At 36.9% G+C, this 20,818-nt stretch carries 23 protein-coding genes; 17 read left to right on the top strand and 6 right to left on the bottom strand.

The genetic code is table 11. The features are described from left to right. Nucleotides 1–30 precede the first annotated feature (30 nt). A complete protein-coding gene (locus FKG96_RS19915) occupies nucleotides 31–1,506 on the bottom strand; it encodes a PLP-dependent aminotransferase family protein (RefSeq protein WP_149105919.1) in 1,476 nt (491 codons plus the stop codon). A gap of 463 nt (nucleotides 1,507–1,969) precedes the next feature. Here FKG96_RS19915 and FKG96_RS19910 point away from each other — a divergent pair, with 463 nt between their 5' ends. Together FKG96_RS19910 and FKG96_RS19905 are read left to right on the top strand one after the other, a co-directional pair. Further along, the gene (locus FKG96_RS19910; RefSeq protein WP_130855179.1) at nucleotides 1,970–2,185 is read left to right on the top strand and encodes a hypothetical protein; all 216 of its coding nucleotides are present in this window, start codon (nucleotides 1,970–1,972) and stop codon (nucleotides 2,183–2,185) included. Then, nucleotides 2,179–2,550, top strand: coding sequence for a type II toxin-antitoxin system VapC family toxin (locus FKG96_RS19905; protein WP_130855180.1), 372 nt, complete (start codon nucleotides 2,179–2,181; stop codon nucleotides 2,548–2,550). Before FKG96_RS19910 ends, FKG96_RS19905 begins: the two co-directional genes overlap by 7 nt. Nucleotides 2,551–2,671: 121 nt before the next feature. Here FKG96_RS19905 and FKG96_RS19900 read toward each other — a convergent pair whose 3' ends face one another. Genes FKG96_RS19900 through FKG96_RS19890 form a run of 3 tightly spaced genes read right to left on the bottom strand, consistent with a single transcriptional unit; the run spans nucleotide 2,672 to nucleotide 4,076 of the window. Then, a complete protein-coding gene (locus FKG96_RS19900) occupies nucleotides 2,672–3,031 on the bottom strand; it encodes a TlpA disulfide reductase family protein (RefSeq protein WP_256377678.1) in 360 nt (119 codons plus the stop codon). A gap of 14 nt (nucleotides 3,032–3,045) precedes the next feature. After that, the gene (locus FKG96_RS19895; protein WP_149105917.1) at nucleotides 3,046–3,285 is read right to left on the bottom strand and encodes a hypothetical protein; all 240 of its coding nucleotides are present in this window, start codon (nucleotides 3,283–3,285) and stop codon (nucleotides 3,046–3,048) included. After that, a complete protein-coding gene (locus FKG96_RS19890; protein WP_149105916.1) occupies nucleotides 3,249–4,076 on the bottom strand; it encodes a hypothetical protein in 828 nt (275 codons plus the stop codon). The genes FKG96_RS19895 and FKG96_RS19890 overlap by 37 nt, the downstream gene beginning before the upstream one ends. Before the next feature lie 480 nt (nucleotides 4,077–4,556). On the opposite strand from FKG96_RS19890, the gene FKG96_RS19885 reads away from it, so the two are divergent. The 5 genes from FKG96_RS19885 to FKG96_RS19865 all read left to right on the top strand — a co-directional run bounded on the left by FKG96_RS19885 (nucleotide 4,557) and on the right by FKG96_RS19865 (nucleotide 7,155). Then, nucleotides 4,557–4,775, top strand: a complete 219-nt coding sequence (locus FKG96_RS19885; RefSeq protein ID WP_371719231.1) for a hypothetical protein — start codon at nucleotides 4,557–4,559, stop codon at nucleotides 4,773–4,775. A gap of 5 nt (nucleotides 4,776–4,780) precedes the next feature. Then, on the top strand, nucleotides 4,781–4,990 hold the full coding sequence (locus FKG96_RS19880) for a helix-turn-helix transcriptional regulator (protein WP_130855182.1): 210 nt from the start codon (nucleotides 4,781–4,783) through the stop codon (nucleotides 4,988–4,990). 135 nt (nucleotides 4,991–5,125) lie between these two features. Continuing rightward, nucleotides 5,126–5,350, top strand: coding sequence for a hypothetical protein (locus FKG96_RS19875; RefSeq protein WP_130855183.1), 225 nt, complete (start codon nucleotides 5,126–5,128; stop codon nucleotides 5,348–5,350). A gap of 145 nt (nucleotides 5,351–5,495) precedes the next feature. Continuing rightward, nucleotides 5,496–6,080, top strand: coding sequence for a hypothetical protein (locus tag FKG96_RS19870; RefSeq protein ID WP_130855184.1), 585 nt, complete (start codon nucleotides 5,496–5,498; stop codon nucleotides 6,078–6,080). A 148-nt stretch (nucleotides 6,081–6,228) separates the two neighbouring features. Further along, entirely contained in the window at nucleotides 6,229–7,155 is a 927-nt protein-coding gene (locus FKG96_RS19865) for a hypothetical protein (protein WP_130855185.1), read from the top strand. Between the two features lie 282 nt (nucleotides 7,156–7,437). Here the strand turns inward: FKG96_RS19865 and FKG96_RS19860 are convergent, their stop codons facing one another. Together FKG96_RS19860 and FKG96_RS19855 are read right to left on the bottom strand one after the other, a co-directional pair. Then, nucleotides 7,438–8,349: an AraC family transcriptional regulator gene (locus FKG96_RS19860; RefSeq protein ID WP_130855186.1), complete on the bottom strand. Its 912-nt coding sequence runs from the start codon at nucleotides 8,347–8,349 to the stop codon at nucleotides 7,438–7,440. Between the two features lie 17 nt (nucleotides 8,350–8,366). Then, nucleotides 8,367–9,161, bottom strand: a complete 795-nt coding sequence (locus FKG96_RS19855; protein WP_130855187.1) for an SDR family oxidoreductase — start codon at nucleotides 9,159–9,161, stop codon at nucleotides 8,367–8,369. 822 nt (nucleotides 9,162–9,983) lie between these two features. Between FKG96_RS19855 and FKG96_RS19850 the strand changes: the two genes are divergently transcribed. From FKG96_RS19850 to FKG96_RS19800, 10 genes are all read left to right on the top strand, one after another. Further along, the gene (locus tag FKG96_RS19850) at nucleotides 9,984–10,232 is read left to right on the top strand and encodes a hypothetical protein (RefSeq protein ID WP_149105915.1); all 249 of its coding nucleotides are present in this window, start codon (nucleotides 9,984–9,986) and stop codon (nucleotides 10,230–10,232) included. 899 nt (nucleotides 10,233–11,131) lie between these two features. Beyond that, nucleotides 11,132–11,509 (top strand): DUF805 domain-containing protein, encoded by a 378-nt coding sequence (locus tag FKG96_RS19840; RefSeq protein ID WP_149105913.1) that lies wholly within the window; start codon nucleotides 11,132–11,134, stop codon nucleotides 11,507–11,509. A 211-nt stretch (nucleotides 11,510–11,720) separates the two neighbouring features. Then, on the top strand, nucleotides 11,721–12,785 hold the full coding sequence (locus FKG96_RS19835; RefSeq protein WP_149105912.1) for a type I restriction endonuclease: 1,065 nt from the start codon (nucleotides 11,721–11,723) through the stop codon (nucleotides 12,783–12,785). Between the two features lie 9 nt (nucleotides 12,786–12,794). Next, a complete protein-coding gene (locus FKG96_RS19830) occupies nucleotides 12,795–13,130 on the top strand; it encodes a hypothetical protein (RefSeq protein ID WP_149105911.1) in 336 nt (111 codons plus the stop codon). Between the two features lie 28 nt (nucleotides 13,131–13,158). After that, nucleotides 13,159–13,392, top strand: coding sequence for a hypothetical protein (locus FKG96_RS19825; protein ID WP_149105910.1), 234 nt, complete (start codon nucleotides 13,159–13,161; stop codon nucleotides 13,390–13,392). Between the two features lies 1 nt (nucleotide 13,393). Beyond that, entirely contained in the window at nucleotides 13,394–13,771 is a 378-nt protein-coding gene (locus FKG96_RS19820) for a hypothetical protein (protein WP_149105909.1), read from the top strand. Between the two features lie 411 nt (nucleotides 13,772–14,182). Next, a complete protein-coding gene (locus FKG96_RS19815) occupies nucleotides 14,183–15,478 on the top strand; it encodes an ABC-three component system protein (RefSeq protein WP_149105908.1) in 1,296 nt (431 codons plus the stop codon). Further along, complete coding sequence (locus FKG96_RS19810; protein WP_149105907.1) at nucleotides 15,471–16,169, top strand: ABC-three component system middle component 1; 699 nt, start codon at nucleotides 15,471–15,473, stop codon at nucleotides 16,167–16,169. The genes FKG96_RS19815 and FKG96_RS19810 overlap by 8 nt, the downstream gene beginning before the upstream one ends. Then, nucleotides 16,135–18,429 (top strand): AAA family ATPase, encoded by a 2,295-nt coding sequence (locus FKG96_RS19805; protein WP_149105906.1) that lies wholly within the window; start codon nucleotides 16,135–16,137, stop codon nucleotides 18,427–18,429. Before FKG96_RS19810 ends, FKG96_RS19805 begins: the two co-directional genes overlap by 35 nt. A gap of 42 nt (nucleotides 18,430–18,471) precedes the next feature. Continuing rightward, entirely contained in the window at nucleotides 18,472–20,748 is a 2,277-nt protein-coding gene (locus tag FKG96_RS19800) for a hypothetical protein (RefSeq protein WP_371719663.1), read from the top strand. Nucleotides 20,749–20,818 lie beyond the last annotated feature (70 nt).

Genomic DNA, 20,818 nt, shown 5'->3' with positions numbered 1-20,818 from the left:
TAGATTGCCTTAATATAATTGCAGGGATGTTTATCGGGATCGTTTTAGTGCATTTGCGAAAGATTGCATTTCACTCATATTCAGCGAGGCAAAGCCAAACCTTATTCCATTGACGTCATGCTTATATTTATAGATGCTGCCATCGTTCATGTATATGCCTTGGGTAGCAAGCCTTTCTGAGAGTTGGGGTATGGAGTATTCAGGATTAAATAAAGTCCAAACTGCCATACCCCCATTAGGAGTACTGAAATTGGCAATATCTCCCAAAGAAGAATTTAATAGTTCGCAGAACTCATCCCGCCTTCTTTTGTATAGTTTTACAGATCTTCTCAAATGTCTTTGCATTTCGCCGATGCTGAAAAGATGGGCAACAGATTCTTCGAATAATACATCACCACGAATATCTAGAACTTGTTTTAGCTTCGATGCTTGCCATATAAAGTCTTCACTGCCAATTAAATATCCCAGTCTGATAGTTGGAGCCAATGTTTTAGAAATTGAGCCAATGTAAAGAACGTAGCCATCGTGTTCAGCACTGGCTAAAGGTAATATAGGGGCACTTGCGTAGTGAAAATCATAGTCATAATCATCTTCGATTACAGGAAGACGATAGCGGCGAATAATGTCTAAAAGTTTGACTCGCCTTTCGGCACTGAGCGTAACCGTTGTGGGGTGGTGGTGGTGTGGAATGATGTAAAGCAGACTCGGTGTTGATTGCTTGCAGATATTTTCAATTGCATCGACATCAATACCATCCTGATCAACCTTAACTTTTATAAGCTTAGCGCCTAGCTGTTCAAAAAGCCTATCTGCCAAGACGTAATTAAGGTCGCCTACAACAACGGTACTACCAGGCTGGAGTATCATACCAGCCGCGACAGCTATTGCCAATTGTGCACCATGAGTAATCAGCACTTGCTCAGGGATAATATCGAGGGCTCTGGTCTTCGACAAAAAAAGAGCAAGCTCAGTTCTTAACGATATACTACCCTTTGAACCGTCAGCTAATAACCTATCATGAACATTCGTTTTTCTTGATAAAAATTTGTACCGATCAACGATCAGGTCTACCGGTGCAATTCTGGCATCAGGATAACCATCATTAATCATTAGCTGGTAAGGTTTTAGCTGCCTGGTTATTGGTTTTCGAATAGCCACCTGTCGATAAAAGATCTCTTGGTCCTTTGATTGAAATTTCGCTGAGGTGCCCATGTCGAACGACTTGGGGCTCATTACCGGTAACTGCTGCGCAATGAAGTTGCCTTTCCGCCCTATCGCTTCAAGCCAACCCTGAGCCTGCAGTTCTTCATAGGCAGCAACTACCGTTGTACGGTTTAATGTTAGCATTGACGCCATATCCCGACTTGCCGGTAATTGATACCCAGGTTTTAGTTTTCCATTCTTTATCAGTTCCACCAAACTATTTGCAACCTGTCTGAAAATAGGGATTGCGGACTGTCTGTCAACAGCGATGAGGGTACTAAAGGGTAATGTTTGAACTGCCATATTTCAAGGTGTGTGCTCGACGCACAAAATAATGGAACATAATTTACGGAAAAATTTTGTTTCTATCTAAAAGTATCATGATTTAAGGCATAATCAACTACATTAGGGGTAATCAAAACCAATAGGTCTGCAGCATGTCTAAATCCAAACAAGTTCGTATAGTCACTAACAGATGTAATCTTTACGTCAATAGATAAAACGTGCGTAATTTTTTTGTGTTTCTACCTTCGAACAATTGAAGCGTAGTAATTACTCATTATATGGCAGTATTTAGTATTGAAGTTCCTTAATGATCTTCTGTGCTATTATTTGCAGGACTCTCTTTTTATTAATTGTTTTCTCTATAGTATTGATATGTAGCGCATGGGCAAGATACCTGGTTTTGTCAGCTTATCATTTTGATATAGGAAAGCATGCGTATTAACGATTTCTTCAAATCTCATGTTTTTAGTAAATTTGTAATATGGAGAAGTTGACTATCAATATACCGGAAAATAAAACTGCTTTAGTAAAGCAGATTCTGAAAGAACTAGGAGTAGTTATTCAGCAGGAAAAAAGAACAGATGTGGCAGAGGCGAAATCGAAGCTGGCAGAGGTGTCCGTATGGTCTGATGACGATTTGAAAATTTTTGAGGAGAGCAAAAAGGCTTTTGATAGTTTAAAACCACAGCAATGGTAGTTGATACAGGAGTTTTTATCGAACACTTGCGGGCAAAAGATAAACTATCAACCACACTGTATAAGATCTCTGCGGATAATGGTCTTTATACCTCGGCTGTTACGCTGTATGAACTCTATATGGGAGCTACTACGAGCGATAAAATAAGAGATGTGGAAGCTATCACGGCATACTTTACTGTACTTCCCTTTACAGATTCGGTAGCACAAAAGGCGGCTCAGTTATATCATGAGTTAAGACTAAAGAATAAGATGATTGAATTTAGAGACATTTTTATCGCTGCTACCTGTTTGGTTCATGAAATGCCGATTGTTACACTGAACAAAAAACATTTCAAGCGCATTGAGAACTTAGAAATCCTCTAATATCTTAGTTCTGCAAAAACTTCTAGAAGAGCATTATTTATCAAGAAACATCGAAATTAAATCTGCATGCTGGTAGGCAGGGAGGAACGTATGGCGTACGAAGTACGCCTCTAAAATCCAATTATTGCAACAGTTGCAAATCCTGAAATACATTATTTAGTTCTTCCCCGCGTATATCCTTTCGTACAATTTTACCCTTTGGATCAATCAGTACAGTGGTAGGGTAAGAATAAATGTCATAGCCTTCCATGGTTGTGCCGGTTCCCATCTTAAGTGTAGGCCAGGGAAGTTCATGTTTCCTCATCAATTCCTGAAGGCTAGCTCCACGACGCTCATCAACCACAGCAATGAACTCAACCCTGCTTTTATCCACCGTTCCGTACAGCTTTTTCAGATTTGGAAACTCCTCTATGCATGGGCCGCAGGTAGTGCTCCAGAAGTCGATAAAAACCCAGCGGTCCCTGAGGCTATCGGTATTGATCTTTTTGTTATCGATTAATTTGTACCTGCTACCGTTGGGGCGATAAAACCTACTTGATTTCTCACAGATTTCGTATCGATATCTGCGCGGGTTACATCTGCGTATCCGGGCTGCTGTTGACCGATCTGAATGGCGCCTAGGCCTTTTCCTTCCAAACGTATTATCCTGCCGTGACTCAAACTATTTTTGAAAATAAATGAATTACCATTTAATTGGATCAGATCGCCCAATCTGTAACCTTTGTCCCTCTGCATTGGACTGAAATTCGGTTGTTCCGGCACGACATACAATCTAAGCGGATCACCGATTGAACGCCCACAGCATAAGTAATAAGGGATCCCGTTACTGTATATTTTCGGTAATAAAACTCAGGATGCGTTATAGTAAGCATGGGTTTACCCTCACTGTCCTTTTCGTGGCTTGCTAAAATTATATGCACTGTATCTTTAAGAATTTGACCGCTTTCACTGTAATCCACCGGAACGGGAATCGGCGACGCCCCATACGTTAAATGAGCTAAACTCGATAAGCGTTTTATCGCATCATCAGAGAAATCATTATTCCCATTAATATCTGCAATAAAAATGGCTTCACCTTTGTCGTTTAAACCCGTAACAAATTGCAGTACACACCGCAGGGGTTCGCGAGAAAGGAACAGGGTATCCTTTAAATCCCATCCGGCTTTTTTTGCTTCCTGCAGGAAATAAGTTTTAGGCATTTTTCCTGCAATATAATTTTGAAAATAGAATTGAAAATTATCCAATATTAAAAAGGAAGCAGTTGCCTGGCGAATGCTTTCCGGAATACCGGTGACATTAGGGTTACAGACCTTTATTTCTTCAGGATAATCCATTTGTACCCCTATTGAAAAGGATATGTTGCCATCAGGGCCGCTACCGAGCATTTTCTGCATTCTTATAGAAATGACACTATCCTCAATAGCCGTAAATTTTACAGAATCGTCTTCCTGCGCTGAGACAAGCAGACAGTTTAACAGCAGATGAGAAATAAGTACGGTACTTAACAGACTTATTCGTTGTATCATAAAATAGGAAGTTATAATTGGTATGAAGTTAAGTTATTTTTTAAAAGTTTCAAACGTAATAGCGTAGATACACTTGCCAAATCGTCGATAGGAGGAAATTTATACTTTCCTAAATCTTCTCATTTTTTTAAAATCAAAAATCTTTTTCTAACTCTTCATAGCTCAATAGAATTATGACGGCTAATGAACTTGCTGTTTTCGTCAGTTTTAACGGATCAATAATGTATCTTTAATGGTATATAGAAAAATTTGTATTAATTAAATCATATCCTAAATCTATGAATTTATTCGGTTAATAGCGGAACCTATGTTTTCAATTCGGATAATATTATTGACAGAATACTGTATCAACACGTTAAAGGTTATCACGATTTCCCCTCTTCGCTGTTTACATTCACGATCTGTGTACTTTTATTGTCCACCGTTAGCAAACTTAATCTGGCCAATCCTTTTACAATAGGAATAACAAAGCGAATTACGTTGATTGGATGTTTATATCTCGTTTATGGAATACTAAAAATCGGTATCGCCCTATACAGTTGGCAAAGATTAAATCATTTTGCAAATGACGTTGTAACCTCTTTCCCTAGCTTTCGCTATGATTTGGCAGATATCAAGATTGGTATATTTGTACTGATATTGGCATTTATCTATAAAGTAGGCACTATGATTCAGGAGGAGCAACGATTAACTATTTAACAGAGATGGCTATAGTAGTAAACTTGGATGTGATGATGGCCAAACGTAAAATGTCCCTCAACGAACTGCAATCAAAAGTAGGTATTACCTTGGCCAACTTGTCAATATTGAAGACAGGCAAAGCGAAAGCAATAAGGTTCGAAACTTTGGAAGCCATATGCAAGGCCTTGGAATGTCAGCCAGGGGATATACTGGCATATGTTAACGACGATTAATCGCTAATGATCGGATATTCTTTACCATACTGCCTTTCGTACAAGACTACTGAGCAACAAGCGAATTGCCGACAATTTTAAAAAATACCTTATATTTGCCTAAGTGACTGCTATTTAGACGTCTGATTTTAGATTATGAAAAGTATAACCGATTTCTACGAAAAGAGTGGTGACTGGCTATTCAATCTAGGTGATCCCACTTCAAATGCAAGTGATTCAGCTTGCGAAATTAAATCGACTTCAGAGGAAGCCGGAGGGAGTAAGCTCCGCAAGCTGATTCGAAGATTATTTAGGTCCATAAAAAAACAGGAAGAGAAAATGAAGAGGCTTCATGCAATCCAAAGTTATCCTCCAATATGATGGGCTTAAAAAAGTAGTATATAAATGATTAACTTTGGAAAATAATTGCTGACTAGCAATGTAAACTAAGGATACAATTCCAGAGGATTGCGGGAAAGCAGATTTTAATATTCCGTTTAGCTTTCGATTAAAGAAATAAATGTGTGTGTTATTAAAATTAGATAGGGTTTTTCGCAGATTACAGTGTTGCTGCCTATTGGCAACTATTATTGTCTCCTCGTGTTCCGATACTAAAACGCTCAACTTTGAATCTTTCAGTATTGAAGTCCCGAAAACATGGGAACCTGTACAGGCGGAAGGGATCGATTCTTATGTAGGACAGATTGCTATTGATAAGCAAGATACCTTGTCTTTTGATTTAGGATTCTACTCCAATTCATTAGAAGAATCAATTGTACTAATACCTAAATCTTCCACCCGGTATTTTGATAAAAGGCTGCTGAAAGAGCCTTATATACATATTGTCGCGGAGGTTGATACAAGTAAGAATCCAGATGAGTTTTATGTAAACAACTATTCTCAATTTGAAGTTAATGGACGAACCGCTAAAATCGTAGAACCAAAGCAAGCTGGCAATGGCATAACGGGGGTCTATTTCGATAGCTTATGGGCTGTAGGTAACAACAACGTCCGATTCCAGTTAAGTGGACATGATTTAAAGCCAGAGAATCAGAAAGCAGTTTTAGAAGCCGTTAAGACGCTGAAATTTGTTAAAAAGCAAAATGACTAATTCTCTTTTTGAGTAACACAATTAAATAAAACAGATTTGCGAAGGGATTGAATATTGTTAATACCTTGTAAATGTTTTGTGCTAAAAATATTAGTAATATTCAGTTGTTTTCAGTATCTTTGCCATAGAACCAAAGCCGAACCTGTCGATGGCAAAAAAAGACGATCTGTTATGGAAGGGGATATTGGAAGAGATCTTCGATGACTTCCTTCGTTTCATGCATCCCGAGGCTGATGATATATACGACCTGAAAAAGGGCATCGCCTTTCTCGATAAAGAACTCGAGCAGTTATTCCCGCCCGAAGAAGATGAATTTTCGCCGAAGGTTGTGGACAAGCTGGCAAGAGTAAACACCTGGGAAGGGAAGGAGGAATGGATACTGATTCATGTAGAAGTACAAGGAAGGTATCAAAAGGATTTCCCCAGGCGTATGTTCACTTACTATTACAGGATATTGGACAAATACAACCGACGTATCAGTGCCTATGCCATCTTTACGGACGGATACAAGATGAAGCGACCTGATAGATACGAAACCAGCTATCAAGGAACCAGTTTAACTTATCGCTTTAATACATACCAGCTGGCTCATTCTAATGAGCAAGAGTTACTACAGAGTGATAATCCCTTTGCTCTTGCGGTACTGGTTGGTAGGAGCGCTTTTGTTGGCAATAGGGCAGAGGACAGCGAGAAAAGAGATAGCGAGCTGCTGGAATTCAAAGGAACGCTATTGCGAAAGTTGGCGAAGGCACAGCTTAGCAGTAAGAAGATCAGAGCATTAATGAATTTTTTGAAGTATTATGTGCATTTTGATAATCAGTATAATAATGTTATTTTTGATAAACAAATACAAACGGTTAAAGGAAGGAGCGAAGCTATGGGCATAGAAGAACTGATGCTTGATAGAGCAACAAAAGAAGGAATACAAAAGGGCGAACAAAAAAAGAGTAAAGAGTTTGTAGAAAATCTATTGCTTGAGTTCGGCTTTACCGATGAGCAAGCCGCCAGAGCCGCAAAGGTATCAATTGAATTCGTTCAAAAAATTCGCGCCAAACTAGATAATAAGAATAAATAGACTAATCTATTTATCATACATATTTAAGCCATGCACCGAAAAAAAATGTGCATGGCTTTTGTGTTCAATTACAACAGATAAGTCAAACGAGGCTCTCGTGCGATCGCAGAACAGCCTTATGGAATGAGCGTAAAATAATAAGAACTTCCAGCACTCCCACAGAAAGTTGATCTTCTGTTCACTTTCCTATAACCCCGAACACAATTCGCGCTGAGTCAATAACTATAGGTTTTCGAATCCGAGGAATGCGTATTCAGGAGCGCGTGATATTTGAAGTAGTTATCAGTTAAAGTTTTGCCGGAACGCTAAAGGCGACATTTCGGTTTTTTGTTTAAATAATTTACTGAATGATTGCGGATAATCAAAACCCAATTGATACGCTATTTCACTTACTGAAAGTCCGGTGCTTGTCAGTTTTTCTTTAGCATTTTCAATCAATTTGTCGTGAATATGCTGTTGTGCGGTTTGACCTGTGAGTTGTTTTAAACAATCGCTCAAATACTTTGGTGATAAATTAAGTTTAGAAGCGAAATAGTTTACAGTCGGTAAACCGTTTTCCGTTTCCGTAAAATAAGCATTTAGCAAGCTTTCAAATTTGCTTAAAAGTTCACTACTATTTTGTTTTCGTGTAATGAACTGTCTATGATAGTAACGATTGCAGTACGTAAGCAATAAATCAATGTTTGAAATAATTACATCCTGACTAAATTTGTCTATCGGTAAGCTTGTTTCTTTTTCTATCTGTAAAAAAATGGCTTCAATGGACTTTTGTTCTTCATCTGACAATATCAATGCTTCGTTAACAGCATAATGAAAAAAGTCATACGTTTTTGTCTTTTGCGATAAGGGATAACCTCTCAAAAAATCGGGATGTACGGACAGCAACCAACCCGTTTGCGGAATAAAATTGCCTACTTCTAAAATGTTCACTTGCTTCGGAGAAAAGAAAGACATGACCCCCTCGTCAAAATCGTATTGCGTTTGCCCGTATTGCGTTTTGCAAGGGCAATCTTTTTTAAGCGTGATCTGATATAAATCCGAAACTAATTTTGTGCGTTGTTCCACTTCATTTTTTGGGAAATCTTCAAATCGCAGTAAACTAAACAAAGGATGTTTCGGTTTCGCTAAACCCAATAGCTGATGTTGTTGTGCCAATGACCGAATATTTACCGTTGCAACTTCCTGCTTGTTCATAAGTTCAAATTTATAAATTACAATCCCATTTCTTTTCTTTTTCGTTGAGCAAAAACGCTCGTAATAGTAGAGTATGGAATTAAAGACCCTATTTTTGCTAACATTGCATTTTGAAATCCTGAAACATGAAATGTTTTTTTCTTTTCCAATGCTTTTATCATTTCTGCGGCAACTTGTTCAGGTGTCTGTGTATACGCACCTTTTACAAGTATTTTTCCCCATTCATTATTGTTGGCAGCAGTATTCATAAAATTGGAACTCGTAAATCCCGGACAAAACAGCATTACATTTACTCCATAAGGTTTGCATTCTTCGGTCAATGCCTGGGTAAATGAACGTACAAACATTTTGGAAGCCGCATAAACACTCATATATGGACTTGGAAAAAAGGAAGCCATAGAACCGACATTTATAATAGTTCCATTTTTGTTGTTTTTCATTTCGGGCAGGAAAAGATGACAAAGTGCTACCAATGAAGAATTATTTAATTGCAACATTTCTAACTCGGACTGCAAATTGTTGTTTACAAACTCTCCACTTGAACCAATTCCTGCATTATTCACCAGAACGTTTACCGACAAGTTTCTCTTTTTAGCCTCTTCAAAAACATAATATGCGGTTTCGGGTTTGCTCAAATCTGCAACAATGTAACTTGCGGTAATTCCGTTTTGGTTTGATAGTTGTTCGCATTGCTGTTTCAGTTTTTGTTCATTTCGTGCAACCAGAAGCAGGTTGCGTTTTTTCTTTGCTAGTCGGTATGCTAATGCTTCACCAATTCCGCTTGTTGCACCTGTAATCAATATTACTTCCATCTTCTTCAAATTTTATGTGGCAAAATTGCGACTGTTTGAAAAATTAAAAGTGTTCAAATGTCGGCATGTTGTATTTAAATGTCGGGGCGGCTATTGTTTTTACACGATGAAAGCAAGAAAAAGTTTAAAAAGAACTGGAAAGCCGTCGAAGAAATACTTCGGTTTCTAGACTAGTTTTTCGATAATATGTTAGACTAAAGAATCAAAACTACAGGCGCTCCCGCAGAAAGTTGTCTTCTATTCACTTTCATATAACCGAGATCCAATTCGTGAAACAGTTTCATGCTCTATTTAGCAATGTGAAATTTAGAGAAAAATCGAATCAATGTACAGGCTAAGGAATATGATTGTTTCACTTTTTCATTTTGTTATTTGAAATAAAAGAATATTTTATGCTAAAAATATTAGTAGATCGGCTACACGAAAAGAACGTGCAAAGGCAGATCAAGAGAAGCTGGATTCAGCTAAATTTTTAAAAGAAACAGGACTTTTAAGCAACGAGCAAATTGCCAAAAGCCTGAAGCTGCCTTTGGAAGTAGTTGAAAAGCTATAGAGTATACAGCATAAGTTTAGGAGCCATGCATTTTTAAATGCATGGTTTTTTTGTTTAAGATATCGTCAGACCCGAACGGGGCTCTCGTGCAATGGCAATGACGGCCTTATGAAATGAGCGTTAAAATGATTTAGCCTTGTTGGGGCCTAAAAATCATGTTAAGAAGCGAAGTAGGGGTTAGCGGGTAGAGCGGCTCAACAGGATTGCGTGAAGGAGCTGAATCATTTAGCGAAGTTCATACAGCCTAGATCTTTTGTTACTTTTGTATCATGACAAAAGTAAAATCATTTCCTTACGAAGCGAGCCTAAAGGCAAAATGGGATACCCAGAATGCCTTTGATTACGCAATAAAAGAAGCCGCAAAAGTGGCTACAAAAGCGGCTACAGAAAAAGAACGTGCAAAGGCAGGTCAAGAGAAGCTGGATTCAGCTAAATCTTTAAAAGAAACGGGACTTTTAAGCAATGAGCAAATTGCCAAAAGCCTGAAGCTGCCTTTGGAAGTAGTTGAAAAGCTATAGAGTATACAGCATAAGTTTAGAAGCCATGCACTTTTTTGTGCATGGCTTTTTTGTTCTCGTGCAATGGTAAGGTCGGCCTTATGAAATGAGCGTTAAAATGATTTAGGCTTGTGGTGGCTTAAGGAACATGTGAAGAAATTCCTCTCTATATTCTCAATAAAAACCAAACTCCAAATGCTCCTACAGAAAGTTGATCTTCTATTCACTTTCATATAATCCAAAACACAATTCGTGAAAATAGTTTCCTGTTCTATATGGTAGTCGTAAAATTTGAAGGAAAATCGAATCAATGCACAGGTTAAGCGATATGATTGTTCTCACTTTTTTATTTTTATTTGTGAAATCAAAAAATCTTTTTCTAACTTTCCATAATCAGAATAATACATTAAACAAACTAAGCCAAAGTCAGGAAACTAAAAATTAGCTATCGATAGTCGAAGGAAATAACCCTTCAATAAGGAAAAAAGCGACCTCGAAATGTTCGGGTAGTAGAGGCTAAGTAACAGCAGAGCCGATCAAAGAAGATTTCAAGTCGCGAGCTTTTGTTTCTTTTGGCGGTCCAAAAGAAAAAAGAAAAGGTCAAACTAAAACATTAAACAAACTGAACCAACGAAATCAAATAGTGAGGGAGCTTTGTGAGTCTGACAACTCGCAACTGGCAACTAACAACTAGAACATAGCAACCAATGGAATAGGAATGCAGCATTTCTATAACCTATAGAATCAGAACAAAAAACAATAATTGAAAATGTAATGGCTTCGTGTGAGACGCGAACAACTAACAACCTAAAAACAGGCTCAGTAGCTATGTACATCGGAACCAACAACCAATAACCAACAACCAATAACGAATAACCAATAACGAGTAACCAATAACTAACAATCAACCAATAACCAAAATGTTCAGAGCACCCTTTTCATTTGAAGGCCGTATCAGGAGGATGGAATACGGTATCAGCTTTTTGATCTATCTTATCTTCATAATCTTCATCAACATCGTAATAGGTGATGACGAAGATTCTATTTATAACCTTTTGGGATTAGGAGCTGTACCACTTTTGTGGTTTTTGTGGGCGCAGGGTGCAAAGAGATGCCATGATCTTGGCAGTAATGGTTGGTATCAAATAGTTCCCTTTTATTTTTTGGTGTTGATATTCCGGCAGGGCGAAGAAGGTGAGAACTATTACGGAGACGATCCGCGTGTACCAAAAGGAGAACCGACTTATATCCGGCCAGAAGTTATAGTCAATCAAGACGAATCTAATAATGAAATATAAATTAAAGTAAACTGAAGGAGATGTACATTGGAACAACGAATAACCAATAACGAATAACCAATAACGAATAACCAATAACGAGTAACCAATAACGAATAACCAACAACCAAAACAGAAATACGGGAAACCGTAAAAAAGCGAAAATATTAATATTTAACTATGCCTAAAGTTTAACGAATAAAACAACAAGTCAAACACTAAAATAAACAGCATGGACTTCAAAGACGAAATTCAGCAATTTGCCAAGCGGGTAGATCGCTTGCTGCCACAGATCAAAACCGAAGAGGCTACCAAAACTTCGCTAATTATGCCTTTCTTACGAATACTCGGTTACGATGTATTCGATCCCTTCGAGGTACATCCCGAATTTGTAGCCGATATCGGCATTAAAAAAGGGGAGAAGGTAGATTACGCCATTCTTAAAGACGAGAAACCCGTCATCCTGATCGAGTGTAAACACTATGCCGATGGCTTAGATCCGCACAACTCGCAGCTCTTCCGTTATTTTCATACCACGGAGGCCAAGTTCAGCTTACTCACTAACGGGCTCGAGTACCGTTTCTATACCGATCTGGTAACGCCCAATAAAATGGACGAGAAACCCTTCTTCGAGTTCAAGATTACCGAAATGCGCGATAATGAAATTGCCGAGCTCCGTAAATTCCATAAATCCATATTCGATCTCGAGAGTATCTCCAATACCGCCAGCGATCTCAAATTTTTCAATGAAATCAAGATCTTGATCAATGGCGAAATGTATAATCCAAAAGAAGAATTCGTCCGTTATTTCGCCAAACAAGTTTATCCAGGGTTAGTAACCGCCAAAGTGCTCGATCAGTTTACCGCCCTTACCAAAAGAGTTTTTGGCCAAATCGTGAACGATCAGATCAGCGAGCGCTTGAAGAGCGCCCTGAAGAAAGAAACCGAAACGGCCGAAGAAGCTACACCGGCAACAACAGAGCCCGAATCACTGGTTATTACCACACAAGATGAGATTGACGGTTTCCTGATTGTGAAGTCTATCTTACGCAAGGAAGTAGAAGTAGGCCGTATTTATATGCGCGATACACAATCGTATTGCGGAGTGCTTTTGGATGATAATAACCGCAAACCCATCTGCCGCTTCTACTTCACGGGCAACCGCTTACGGATCGGCTTATTTGATCAGGATAAGAAAGAGACCAAGCATGATATCGCACGTTTGGATGATATCTATAACTTCTCGGAAGAAATTGTACAGAGCATTGGGTATTATGAGAAGGAGAAGGTGGCTTAGGGTATAAGTATGAAAAGAGCATATTTGTGGCTATTTGTGATCATGGCGATATTATACCTTATCGGAACCGTCACTAAAAATGCATCCTCTGCCGATGAAAACATATTTGATAAGCCTTGGAAGAGCCCAAATAACGATGAACTTCTAACAATCGGTAAATTGTTAGTGAGTAAACGTATAACAGGCTGCGGTGAATATCATTTAAAGGAACTAGGAGACGATCAGTATATAATCGCTTGTACAAAAGACGGAACGCATTGGATTTATTATGTTAGCCAACCAAATAGAAAGGAAATAAGTTTTTTGAAAAACGAAATAGGAGAAAGGCTAAACCCTCCATATTAACACAATAATAGCATAGAAATTAATAAACATGAGTATAGATATATCAGGTCTACTAAGCTTTTTGTTCGGAGCCGGGCTGTTATTAGGTATTATATTACTGATAAGAGGAATAACGTTGTGGTATCTCAAGATTGACATTCATATCTACAACCAAGAACGGATAATAGACAATCAGAAAAAGACAAACTTCTTATTATCGAAAATCTACGAGCAGAATGGAGGTGTATTATCTGATGAGCACATTGAAAGATTAAACGATTAATATGAACGCATTATATTTTTTATGGTTGGCCTGTGCGCTGCTGGTAGGCTTTTTAGGAAAGGATAGAAATATAGGATTCGGTATGTCATTTTTTCTTGCGTTAATCCTCAGCCCACTTATAGGTGTTATTATCGTCCTTTTTTCTGACAAAGCTATCGATGGGAGCTTAAGGCACAAATTCAAGTCGTATCTCGAGACCGCAAAGCGAAGTGAATACAAAGGGGATATAAAAGACGCTATCGAAAACTATATGAATACACTTTTTCATCTCGAAAGCGGTTATACAAATCTCGATCGCAAAAATAATCGAGATAGACAGAAGATGATTGCAGAGATTAAAACTAAGGTTGAAAAGTTGAAAGAAAACTTGCATGGATAAGCCAGATATATAAAGGAATATGATTGTTCTCTCTTTTTCATTTTTATTTGTGGAAATAAAAAACATTTTCCTAACTTCCCGTTGTCAAACTAAAGCATTAATAATTATACCAAGCAGCCGAAATAATCACAAATAAGGAATATTCCTACTTGATGACGTCGACACGAAAGTGGAGTCTTTATTTATTGATGAAAGTTTCAGTTCACTCGACCCTGTCCCTCTCAATATCTCGATGTATGCGCTCAAACGCTTACACAACTAGCAGGATCGACGATGCGTCTCACAAGTGCAGAAAATGGCGAGTGGACACCAGTGCAGATTAAGGTGGGTAAGCAGCATAGTGGGAAGAGTAAGGTGGAGGTGATGGGAATCTGATTAAAACAATAAAAGTAAAGAAACAATTTGACCATTATGGCGAAACAAATACTACCACATACAGCAGCAGCAACTTGGAGTGGATTTATATATCAGGGAAGAGTGGCACTTTATCATGCCTTAAAGCTTATAGCTGAAAAAAGTCCAGACGAGATAAATGCATTACACTTACAACTTGATTCTTTGGAGGATTTTGCAATTGTTAAATATAATCAACAAGGGAATATTTTACCTATAACATTGCACCAAGTCAAAGCAGTCAAAAGCAACCAGTATTCAACTTATGAGGCTGACTTTAATCAACTTGAACAAAAAAAAGTAAATACCGGGATAGCAGATGTAGAGGCCTATTTTCATTTATCAACCCAAAATACATCTACAAATGATGAAATAGAAAATCAACATCCAGGATTGAAAATATATTGCTATGATAATAACGAAGGCTTTTGTCCATTATCAGAAATTGACAATAAGGTAAAAGCAATTATAGTTAGTGCACTTCAGAAATATGATATTCCAGGGCATCAAAACAACAATAACATACAAATATTATATGATATATTGGAGAAGAAAATAGCTGATAAGGTAACATACATTCATGCTAAGAACCATGGAGGTGAGGCTATCGCTTTCGCAGCTTACGAAAATCCAATTTGTCTGTCAGATTTCCTCGATGCAATACGCCAAGATATCACAGCTATCATTCAAGATGAGAAATATTTTGAGGGCAAAATCAAATCTAATCTAAACCGATATTACCAAGAATTTTGTTTGGATTGTGACGAAAATCAGTTGACGGATAATGTCAGGGAGAAAATGAACAATTATCTATATCTGTTCAACACTCTCCATTCCACCGATTTCAAGGCTTTTTTACAGAGTATTAGACCACACAAAGAAATATCGTATCGTGATTTACAGGAATATGCAAATTGTTTGAGTGACGATGAAATGAAGGACGCCTTTTTCCAAATATTGCTGGCAATTAGAGAATCAAATAATGGAAATGGAATTGGTTGGACTTGTGCCGAAGGAAAGCATTATTACCCAACTTCAATAGACTATTCCAATTCGGATGCTAACAAAAAAAATGCGAGTGAACGCATATTAAAAACAGTATTTAATACGATGGTAGATGTTCCTTTTAACTCGGATTATCTTATCACTAGCGAATGCAATGTCGATGATATAGAAGCTTGTGCAAATAATGTAAGTCACTTAAATACCGGCGACTTAGGGTTAGATGATGATGAAAAACGAAATAGAATAACCCAATGGAAAATGGTTAGCCTAATTGATCTCGAAACAGCAAAAAATAAATTAAATGATTAATCTAATTAGCAGAATATTCGAAGAGGCTGGGCTTGAAGAAAAAGCAAATACAGATTATAAAATCTATGCACTGAAAGAGCAGCAAAATTACTGGGTGATTGTTCAGTATGAAGATCTTGACAAGATTATAAGTGAACAAATAGAGCTTTTTGTAAAAGCAAAAGAAATTATCCAAGAGCCAACATTTGATAAGAACGCTAATCTGCTTGTTTTAAACAAGGTTAACGCAATTTCTGATATTAAACCAGAAAGCTTGTTACAAATTGAGGAAAATCCGTACCACTTTAAAAAGAGTATTCTTTATTACACAGATGCAGAACTAAAAAATTTAAGCGAAGCAATCAATGAACTAATAGCACTCCCCAGCATTGAATCATTGATTTTGACAGATACAATATTTGAAAAACATAAAATGCATTTCGATGCTAATGATTTCGAATCATTAGTATACCGAATGGCCATCAAAATACCATTCATTAAAATAAATATCACGCAGACCAATAACCTAAAATCATTAGAGGAAATCAATAAAAAGTCAGTCGAGAATAATCAGCTTAATGATTTGTTAGAGCAAAATTTTTTTTCACTGAGTGATGACGACTTTAGTGCCATGACAGAGGAAGCCATTCTCGAAAAATTAAAATCAGTATTGCCGGATGAAAATCAACAAAATCAGAATCCAGAACTTTAAAGTATTTAGAGATATTACTTTAGACTTCAACTCTTCAAACATCATTGTATTCGACGGTCCAAACGGATTTGGTAAAACGACTATTTATGATGCCATTGAATTAGTTTTTACCGGCAAAATAAGGCGGTATAATGATTTAAAGTCAAAATTGATTGATGGAAGACAAAGCTTTTCAGAGAACCCCTTCCAGCATACAAATGCACAGGACGGAGATATCATAATTACGATCGAGTTTGCCAAAAACGAGCAAATTTATGTATTGGAGCGCCTTGCACAAGTTGACACAATAAGTCCTTACATAGACTTTTCAATATACAAACTGTTCACAAAAGATGATTTTTCTTCGGTAGAAAAAAGCCCTGTTGACGACGAGGAACTATTCTTAACAGGGATACTTGGCAAAAACTATGATTCAAATTTTCAGTTTTTGAATTATGTTGAACAGGAAGAATGTCTTTTTCTGCTAAAACATTCCGATAAAACTAGAAAAAGCCATATTGGTCATTTATTTGACCTGAAAGAATTTGAAGAAAAAATTAAAAGAATTGAAAATTTAAAAAGAAGGATCGATGCTTTTCTGAGTAATAAGAATATTGAGACGAAAACACTAAACGATGAGATAGAAAATTTAAAAGGGACTTTAATTGAAGAACAAGAGCCATCAACTTACATTAAACTTTTTGAAAAAAAAGAGTTGAGTTGGGATAAAGAAGATGTAGATACAAATTCGTTTAATTATTTAGATGTAGTCGGTAATGATGGTGTTCTCGAACGTTTAAAAATATTTATTGAGCGAAAAAGCTCATTTAATCAATATAGAATAAACAGGGCGGTAGATTATCTACTGGAAAATGAAGATTTAACCCAGGATTTCTTCAAATTTTACAATTTTTTGTCAAGAAAGGACGAATTACGTGATTTACGCACAAGGGTATCGCAATTACAAAACTTGATTAACCAACTAGAATCTCTAAATAATAATACTCTTGAACAGATAATAGATTTAGAAACTTATGAATTTATCCCGAACGGGCTCAAAGTTGCCTTTACTGAAACAAAACAAGAACTTTTGTCTGGCTTCCAGGAACTTTCGGGACTGGACAAAATATACTCAGATATCTCCAGATCGAGAAATGAATTAATAGGTGAAATCACAATTTTAAGAGAAGCAGGAACTTCAATTAGCGAATGTATATTATGTGGTTACGATTGGGGTAACATAGAGGAACTATTTCTTCAAATCGAAAATAAATCCGAACAAATCAGAGTAATTAACTCTGAAAAAAGTAATCGTCTTCAGGAATCGTTTGTGTCGTTTAAATCAGGAACTGTTCAAAATTTGATTGACACCATACAGGAAAATTCATCTAAGCTTAATTACAATGAAGAATTCGTGACAAGATTAATCGAAACAGAAATTAACCGCTTTAATGATGTAATAAAATCTCTTGAATTCCTTAAAGTTGATTATTCACAATATCTGGGTAATGAACAACTGCTTGATGTTTCAGCAATCTTCGATAGATTTAAAAATGCAATCACTCCTTTAAAAGATGACTCCGACATGGAACTGATCGAGACTTATTTTTTGACCTATTTCCGCGAGTATTTTGACAATGAGTTTGATCAAATTGATGCTGTCCCCGTTGAAAATATAGAAGCAAAGAAAAGATACCTATCTCACAAATGGTCTTTAGACCAAAACCAACTTTTACAAGACAAGTCAACAAAACTGCTTGAAGTGGCCAAAAGCAGGGATGAAGCAAGAGAAATTTCTCAAAAATTAAATGGGTTAAAAAACACTTACAATTCTTCTTTAAAATCTTACCAGAAAAAGATTATTAAGGATATAGAAATCGTTTTTCATGTATACTCTGGAAGAATTATGCAATCCTTTCAAGGGGGAATTGGACTATTTATTTTTTCGGAGAAAGATGGCATACGATTCCAGACAGACTCAAATAAAACATACGATGCTGTCTTTACCATGAGTTCTGGTCAGCTGTCTGCCCTCATTATTGCCTTCACGTTGTCACTTCACAAGAAGTATTCGCAGAATAAAATAGTGTTGATTGATGACCCGGTTCAAACGATGGATGAGTTGAATATGTATGGATTTATCGACCTTCTTAGAAACGAATTTAGGGATAATCAGATTATCATGTCCACTCATGAAGATATGATGTCTGCTTTCATGAGGTATAAATTCAAAAACTATAATCTCAAAGAAAAACGGGTAAATCTCAAAGAGATATCATAAAGTTATCGACTGTTACAGAACCAAAATTGGGTATGTTTGAAAATGATTAAATACGATTTACATCTTTTAGGCTGGTATGAATTTCAAAAGTTATGCTTGACAATTGTTCAAGAAATTCTAGGCCAAACTGTTATGACTTTTTTGGACAGCAATGATGCTGGTAAAGACGGCGCTTTTTCAGGTACTTGGAAGCAAAAGGACGGCGAAGATTTGACAGGAAATTTTGTTATACAATGTAAGTTCACAAATAAATCAGATAAAAACTTAAGATTAAGTGATCTCGATGATGAGTTTTCTAAAATTGAAAGATTAGTCTTAGAAAAACAGTGTGACTGTTATGTCTTAATGACAAACGCAGGTATTTCCGGACGTTTCGAAACAACGTTCAGTAGAAAACTCTCCGCTCTTGGTGTTAAAACGTGGAGAGTGTTTGGAAGCAATTGGATATATACCCAGATTCATGAAAGTAACCAGTTGAGGACGCTCGTTCCTCGTATATACGGGCTTGGAGACCTCAGTCAAATCTTGGATGAGCGTGCCTATTCACAAGCAAGGCAGTTATTGCTTTCTATGAGAGATGACCTTTCCAAAATTGTTATAACTACGGCCTATTATAAAGCTGCAAAAGCATTGAGTGATCATGGTTTTGTCCTTATTATCGGAGAGCCAGCTGCAGGAAAAACGACGATTGCATCGCTTTTAGCCATGGCGGCTGTCGATCAATGGAAATTGTTTACGCTTAAACTGGATACTCCAGAACTGGTTATTAAATATTGGAATTCTGATGCTCCGAATCAGTTCTTCTGGATTGATGATGCGTTTGGGGTTACACAATATGAATCTGATTTGGTCAATAATTGGAATCACATATTGCCTCAGGTTAAGGCCATGATCAAACAAGGAATCAAAATAGTAATGACTTCCCGTGACTATATCTACAGAAGGGCAAGGAATGATCTGAAAGAAGGGGCATTCCCATTATTTAACGAAAGCCAGGTGGTAATTGACCTTCATAAATTAACAACGCCTGAAAAGGAACAGATCCTTTATAATCATTTAAAGCTTGGACGCCAAACCAAACAATTTCTTACCAAGATAAAGCCATTTTTAAACGATATAGCCAATAATAGTCGATTTATACCGGAAACCGCCAGGCGTCTGGCGGATCCTGCTTTTACAAAACAAGTGTACATCTCTAAATACTCACTAATGCAATTTGTTGAAAGACAAGAAAGCTTTTTAGAGGATGTTATTCGTGGACTTGATAATGATTGCAAAGCAGCACTTGCTCTTATATATATGAACAATGGTCAAGTAGTAAGCCCGTTAGAATTGGAGCAAAATGAGTACGACGCTATCAATAAACTAGGGAGTGACATAGGAAGCTGTATTCAAGCCCTTGAGGCTATGAAGGATAGCTTGGTACAATATACTTTTATTGAAGATAATTCTGTTTGGCGCTTTAAGCATCCGACTATCGGCGACGCTTACGCACGAATCGTATCAAAGAGTCCTGAGCAATTAGAAATATACCTATACGGCACAAATATTGAAAAAGTGATGGAACAGGTAACATGTGGCAATGTCGGACTTGAAAAGACCATCATAGTTCCCAAAGCCATGTACAATATTATTTTAGAACGGATACTGTTATTCAAGGAATCCGAGGCATATAAAACAGGTTACCTATCAAGATGGGGGGCCAAAAGGAAAATTTACACCTTTCTATCGCGTCGCTCCTCGAAAGATTTCCTGAATCTCTACATTTCAAAAAATCCTAAAATATTTGAACAGATAGTAAAACCTTCTATGTCTTTTCATTATTCCGAAGACATTGATCTAGTCATAAAACTGAATGAACTACAACTTCTACCGGAAAATTATAGGAAGGAATTTGTGAACTACATAGCTCATTTTACAATTTTGGGAGAGGATCTTTACGTGCTGCGCAATGATGATTTACAAAAAGTCTTTACTATCATGGAATTAGAAGACCTGAAACAAAAGGTAAGAGCACAGCTATTACCAAATATTGAAGACCTAAGAAGAAAAAGAGAAGACGAATTCAGAAAATTTAATGATGATACGTCAGAAGAGCATATGGAGGATTTTTTCGACAAAATGAATATTCTTCAAGAAGAATTTCAGGAAGAAGAAAATGTTATCGAGGTAATCGAGAACGAAATATCAAAAGCTAAAAACTGGGTGGATGAACATCTTTTTAACAAGAATGAAAAACCGGATAGAATATTAGATATCGCTGAAGAGAAAACAATCATAAAAAGTTCAAGAAGTATATTTGATGATATTGATATATGAATAAATGACCAGCAATCAAATTACTCGAACAAAAAAATTAACCCTTAAAGAATAGATTGAATTAGATAAA

It is taken from the genome of Olivibacter sp. LS-1 (assembly GCF_008245145.1).
In the GTDB taxonomy this organism is placed as follows: domain Bacteria; phylum Bacteroidota; class Bacteroidia; order Sphingobacteriales; family Sphingobacteriaceae; genus Olivibacter; species Olivibacter oleidegradans.
The sequence above is the reverse complement of the archived record's forward strand: the minus strand, read 5'-3'. Positions and strand labels throughout refer to the sequence as shown.

What these genes read in the sequence shown, in the direction of transcription:
- FKG96_RS19895 (WP_149105917.1), bottom strand. Translation starts at nt 3,285, where the DNA reads ATGCAGAGGGACAAAGGTTACAGATTGGGCGATCTGATCCAATTAAAT.
- FKG96_RS19890 (WP_149105916.1), bottom strand. Translation starts at nt 4,076, where the DNA reads ATGATACAACGAATAAGTCTGTTAAGTACCGTACTTATTTCTCATCTG.
- FKG96_RS19830 (WP_149105911.1), top strand. Translation starts at nt 12,795, where the DNA reads ATGAAAAGAGCATATTTGTGGCTATTTGTGATCATGGCGATATTATAC.
- FKG96_RS19915 (WP_149105919.1), bottom strand. Translation starts at nt 1,506, where the DNA reads ATGGCAGTTCAAACATTACCCTTTAGTACCCTCATCGCTGTTGACAGA.
- FKG96_RS19815 (WP_149105908.1), top strand. Translation starts at nt 14,183, where the DNA reads ATGGCGAAACAAATACTACCACATACAGCAGCAGCAACTTGGAGTGGA.
- FKG96_RS19820 (WP_149105909.1), top strand. Translation starts at nt 13,394, where the DNA reads ATGAACGCATTATATTTTTTATGGTTGGCCTGTGCGCTGCTGGTAGGC.
- FKG96_RS19840 (WP_149105913.1), top strand. Translation starts at nt 11,132, where the DNA reads ATGTTCAGAGCACCCTTTTCATTTGAAGGCCGTATCAGGAGGATGGAA.
- FKG96_RS19880 (WP_130855182.1), top strand. Translation starts at nt 4,781, where the DNA reads ATGGCTATAGTAGTAAACTTGGATGTGATGATGGCCAAACGTAAAATG.
- FKG96_RS19905 (WP_130855180.1), top strand. Translation starts at nt 2,179, where the DNA reads ATGGTAGTTGATACAGGAGTTTTTATCGAACACTTGCGGGCAAAAGAT.
- FKG96_RS19850 (WP_149105915.1), top strand. Translation starts at nt 9,984, where the DNA reads ATGACAAAAGTAAAATCATTTCCTTACGAAGCGAGCCTAAAGGCAAAA.
- FKG96_RS19855 (WP_130855187.1), bottom strand. Translation starts at nt 9,161, where the DNA reads ATGGAAGTAATATTGATTACAGGTGCAACAAGCGGAATTGGTGAAGCA.
- FKG96_RS19800 (WP_371719663.1), top strand. Translation starts at nt 18,472, where the DNA reads ATGATTAAATACGATTTACATCTTTTAGGCTGGTATGAATTTCAAAAG.
- FKG96_RS19910 (WP_130855179.1), top strand. Translation starts at nt 1,970, where the DNA reads ATGGAGAAGTTGACTATCAATATACCGGAAAATAAAACTGCTTTAGTA.
- FKG96_RS19865 (WP_130855185.1), top strand. Translation starts at nt 6,229, where the DNA reads ATGGCAAAAAAAGACGATCTGTTATGGAAGGGGATATTGGAAGAGATC.
- FKG96_RS19810 (WP_149105907.1), top strand. Translation starts at nt 15,471, where the DNA reads ATGATTAATCTAATTAGCAGAATATTCGAAGAGGCTGGGCTTGAAGAA.
- FKG96_RS19860 (WP_130855186.1), bottom strand. Translation starts at nt 8,349, where the DNA reads ATGAACAAGCAGGAAGTTGCAACGGTAAATATTCGGTCATTGGCACAA.
- FKG96_RS19875 (WP_130855183.1), top strand. Translation starts at nt 5,126, where the DNA reads ATGAAAAGTATAACCGATTTCTACGAAAAGAGTGGTGACTGGCTATTC.
- FKG96_RS19825 (WP_149105910.1), top strand. Translation starts at nt 13,159, where the DNA reads ATGAGTATAGATATATCAGGTCTACTAAGCTTTTTGTTCGGAGCCGGG.
- FKG96_RS19835 (WP_149105912.1), top strand. Translation starts at nt 11,721, where the DNA reads ATGGACTTCAAAGACGAAATTCAGCAATTTGCCAAGCGGGTAGATCGC.
- FKG96_RS19805 (WP_149105906.1), top strand. Translation starts at nt 16,135, where the DNA reads ATGAAAATCAACAAAATCAGAATCCAGAACTTTAAAGTATTTAGAGAT.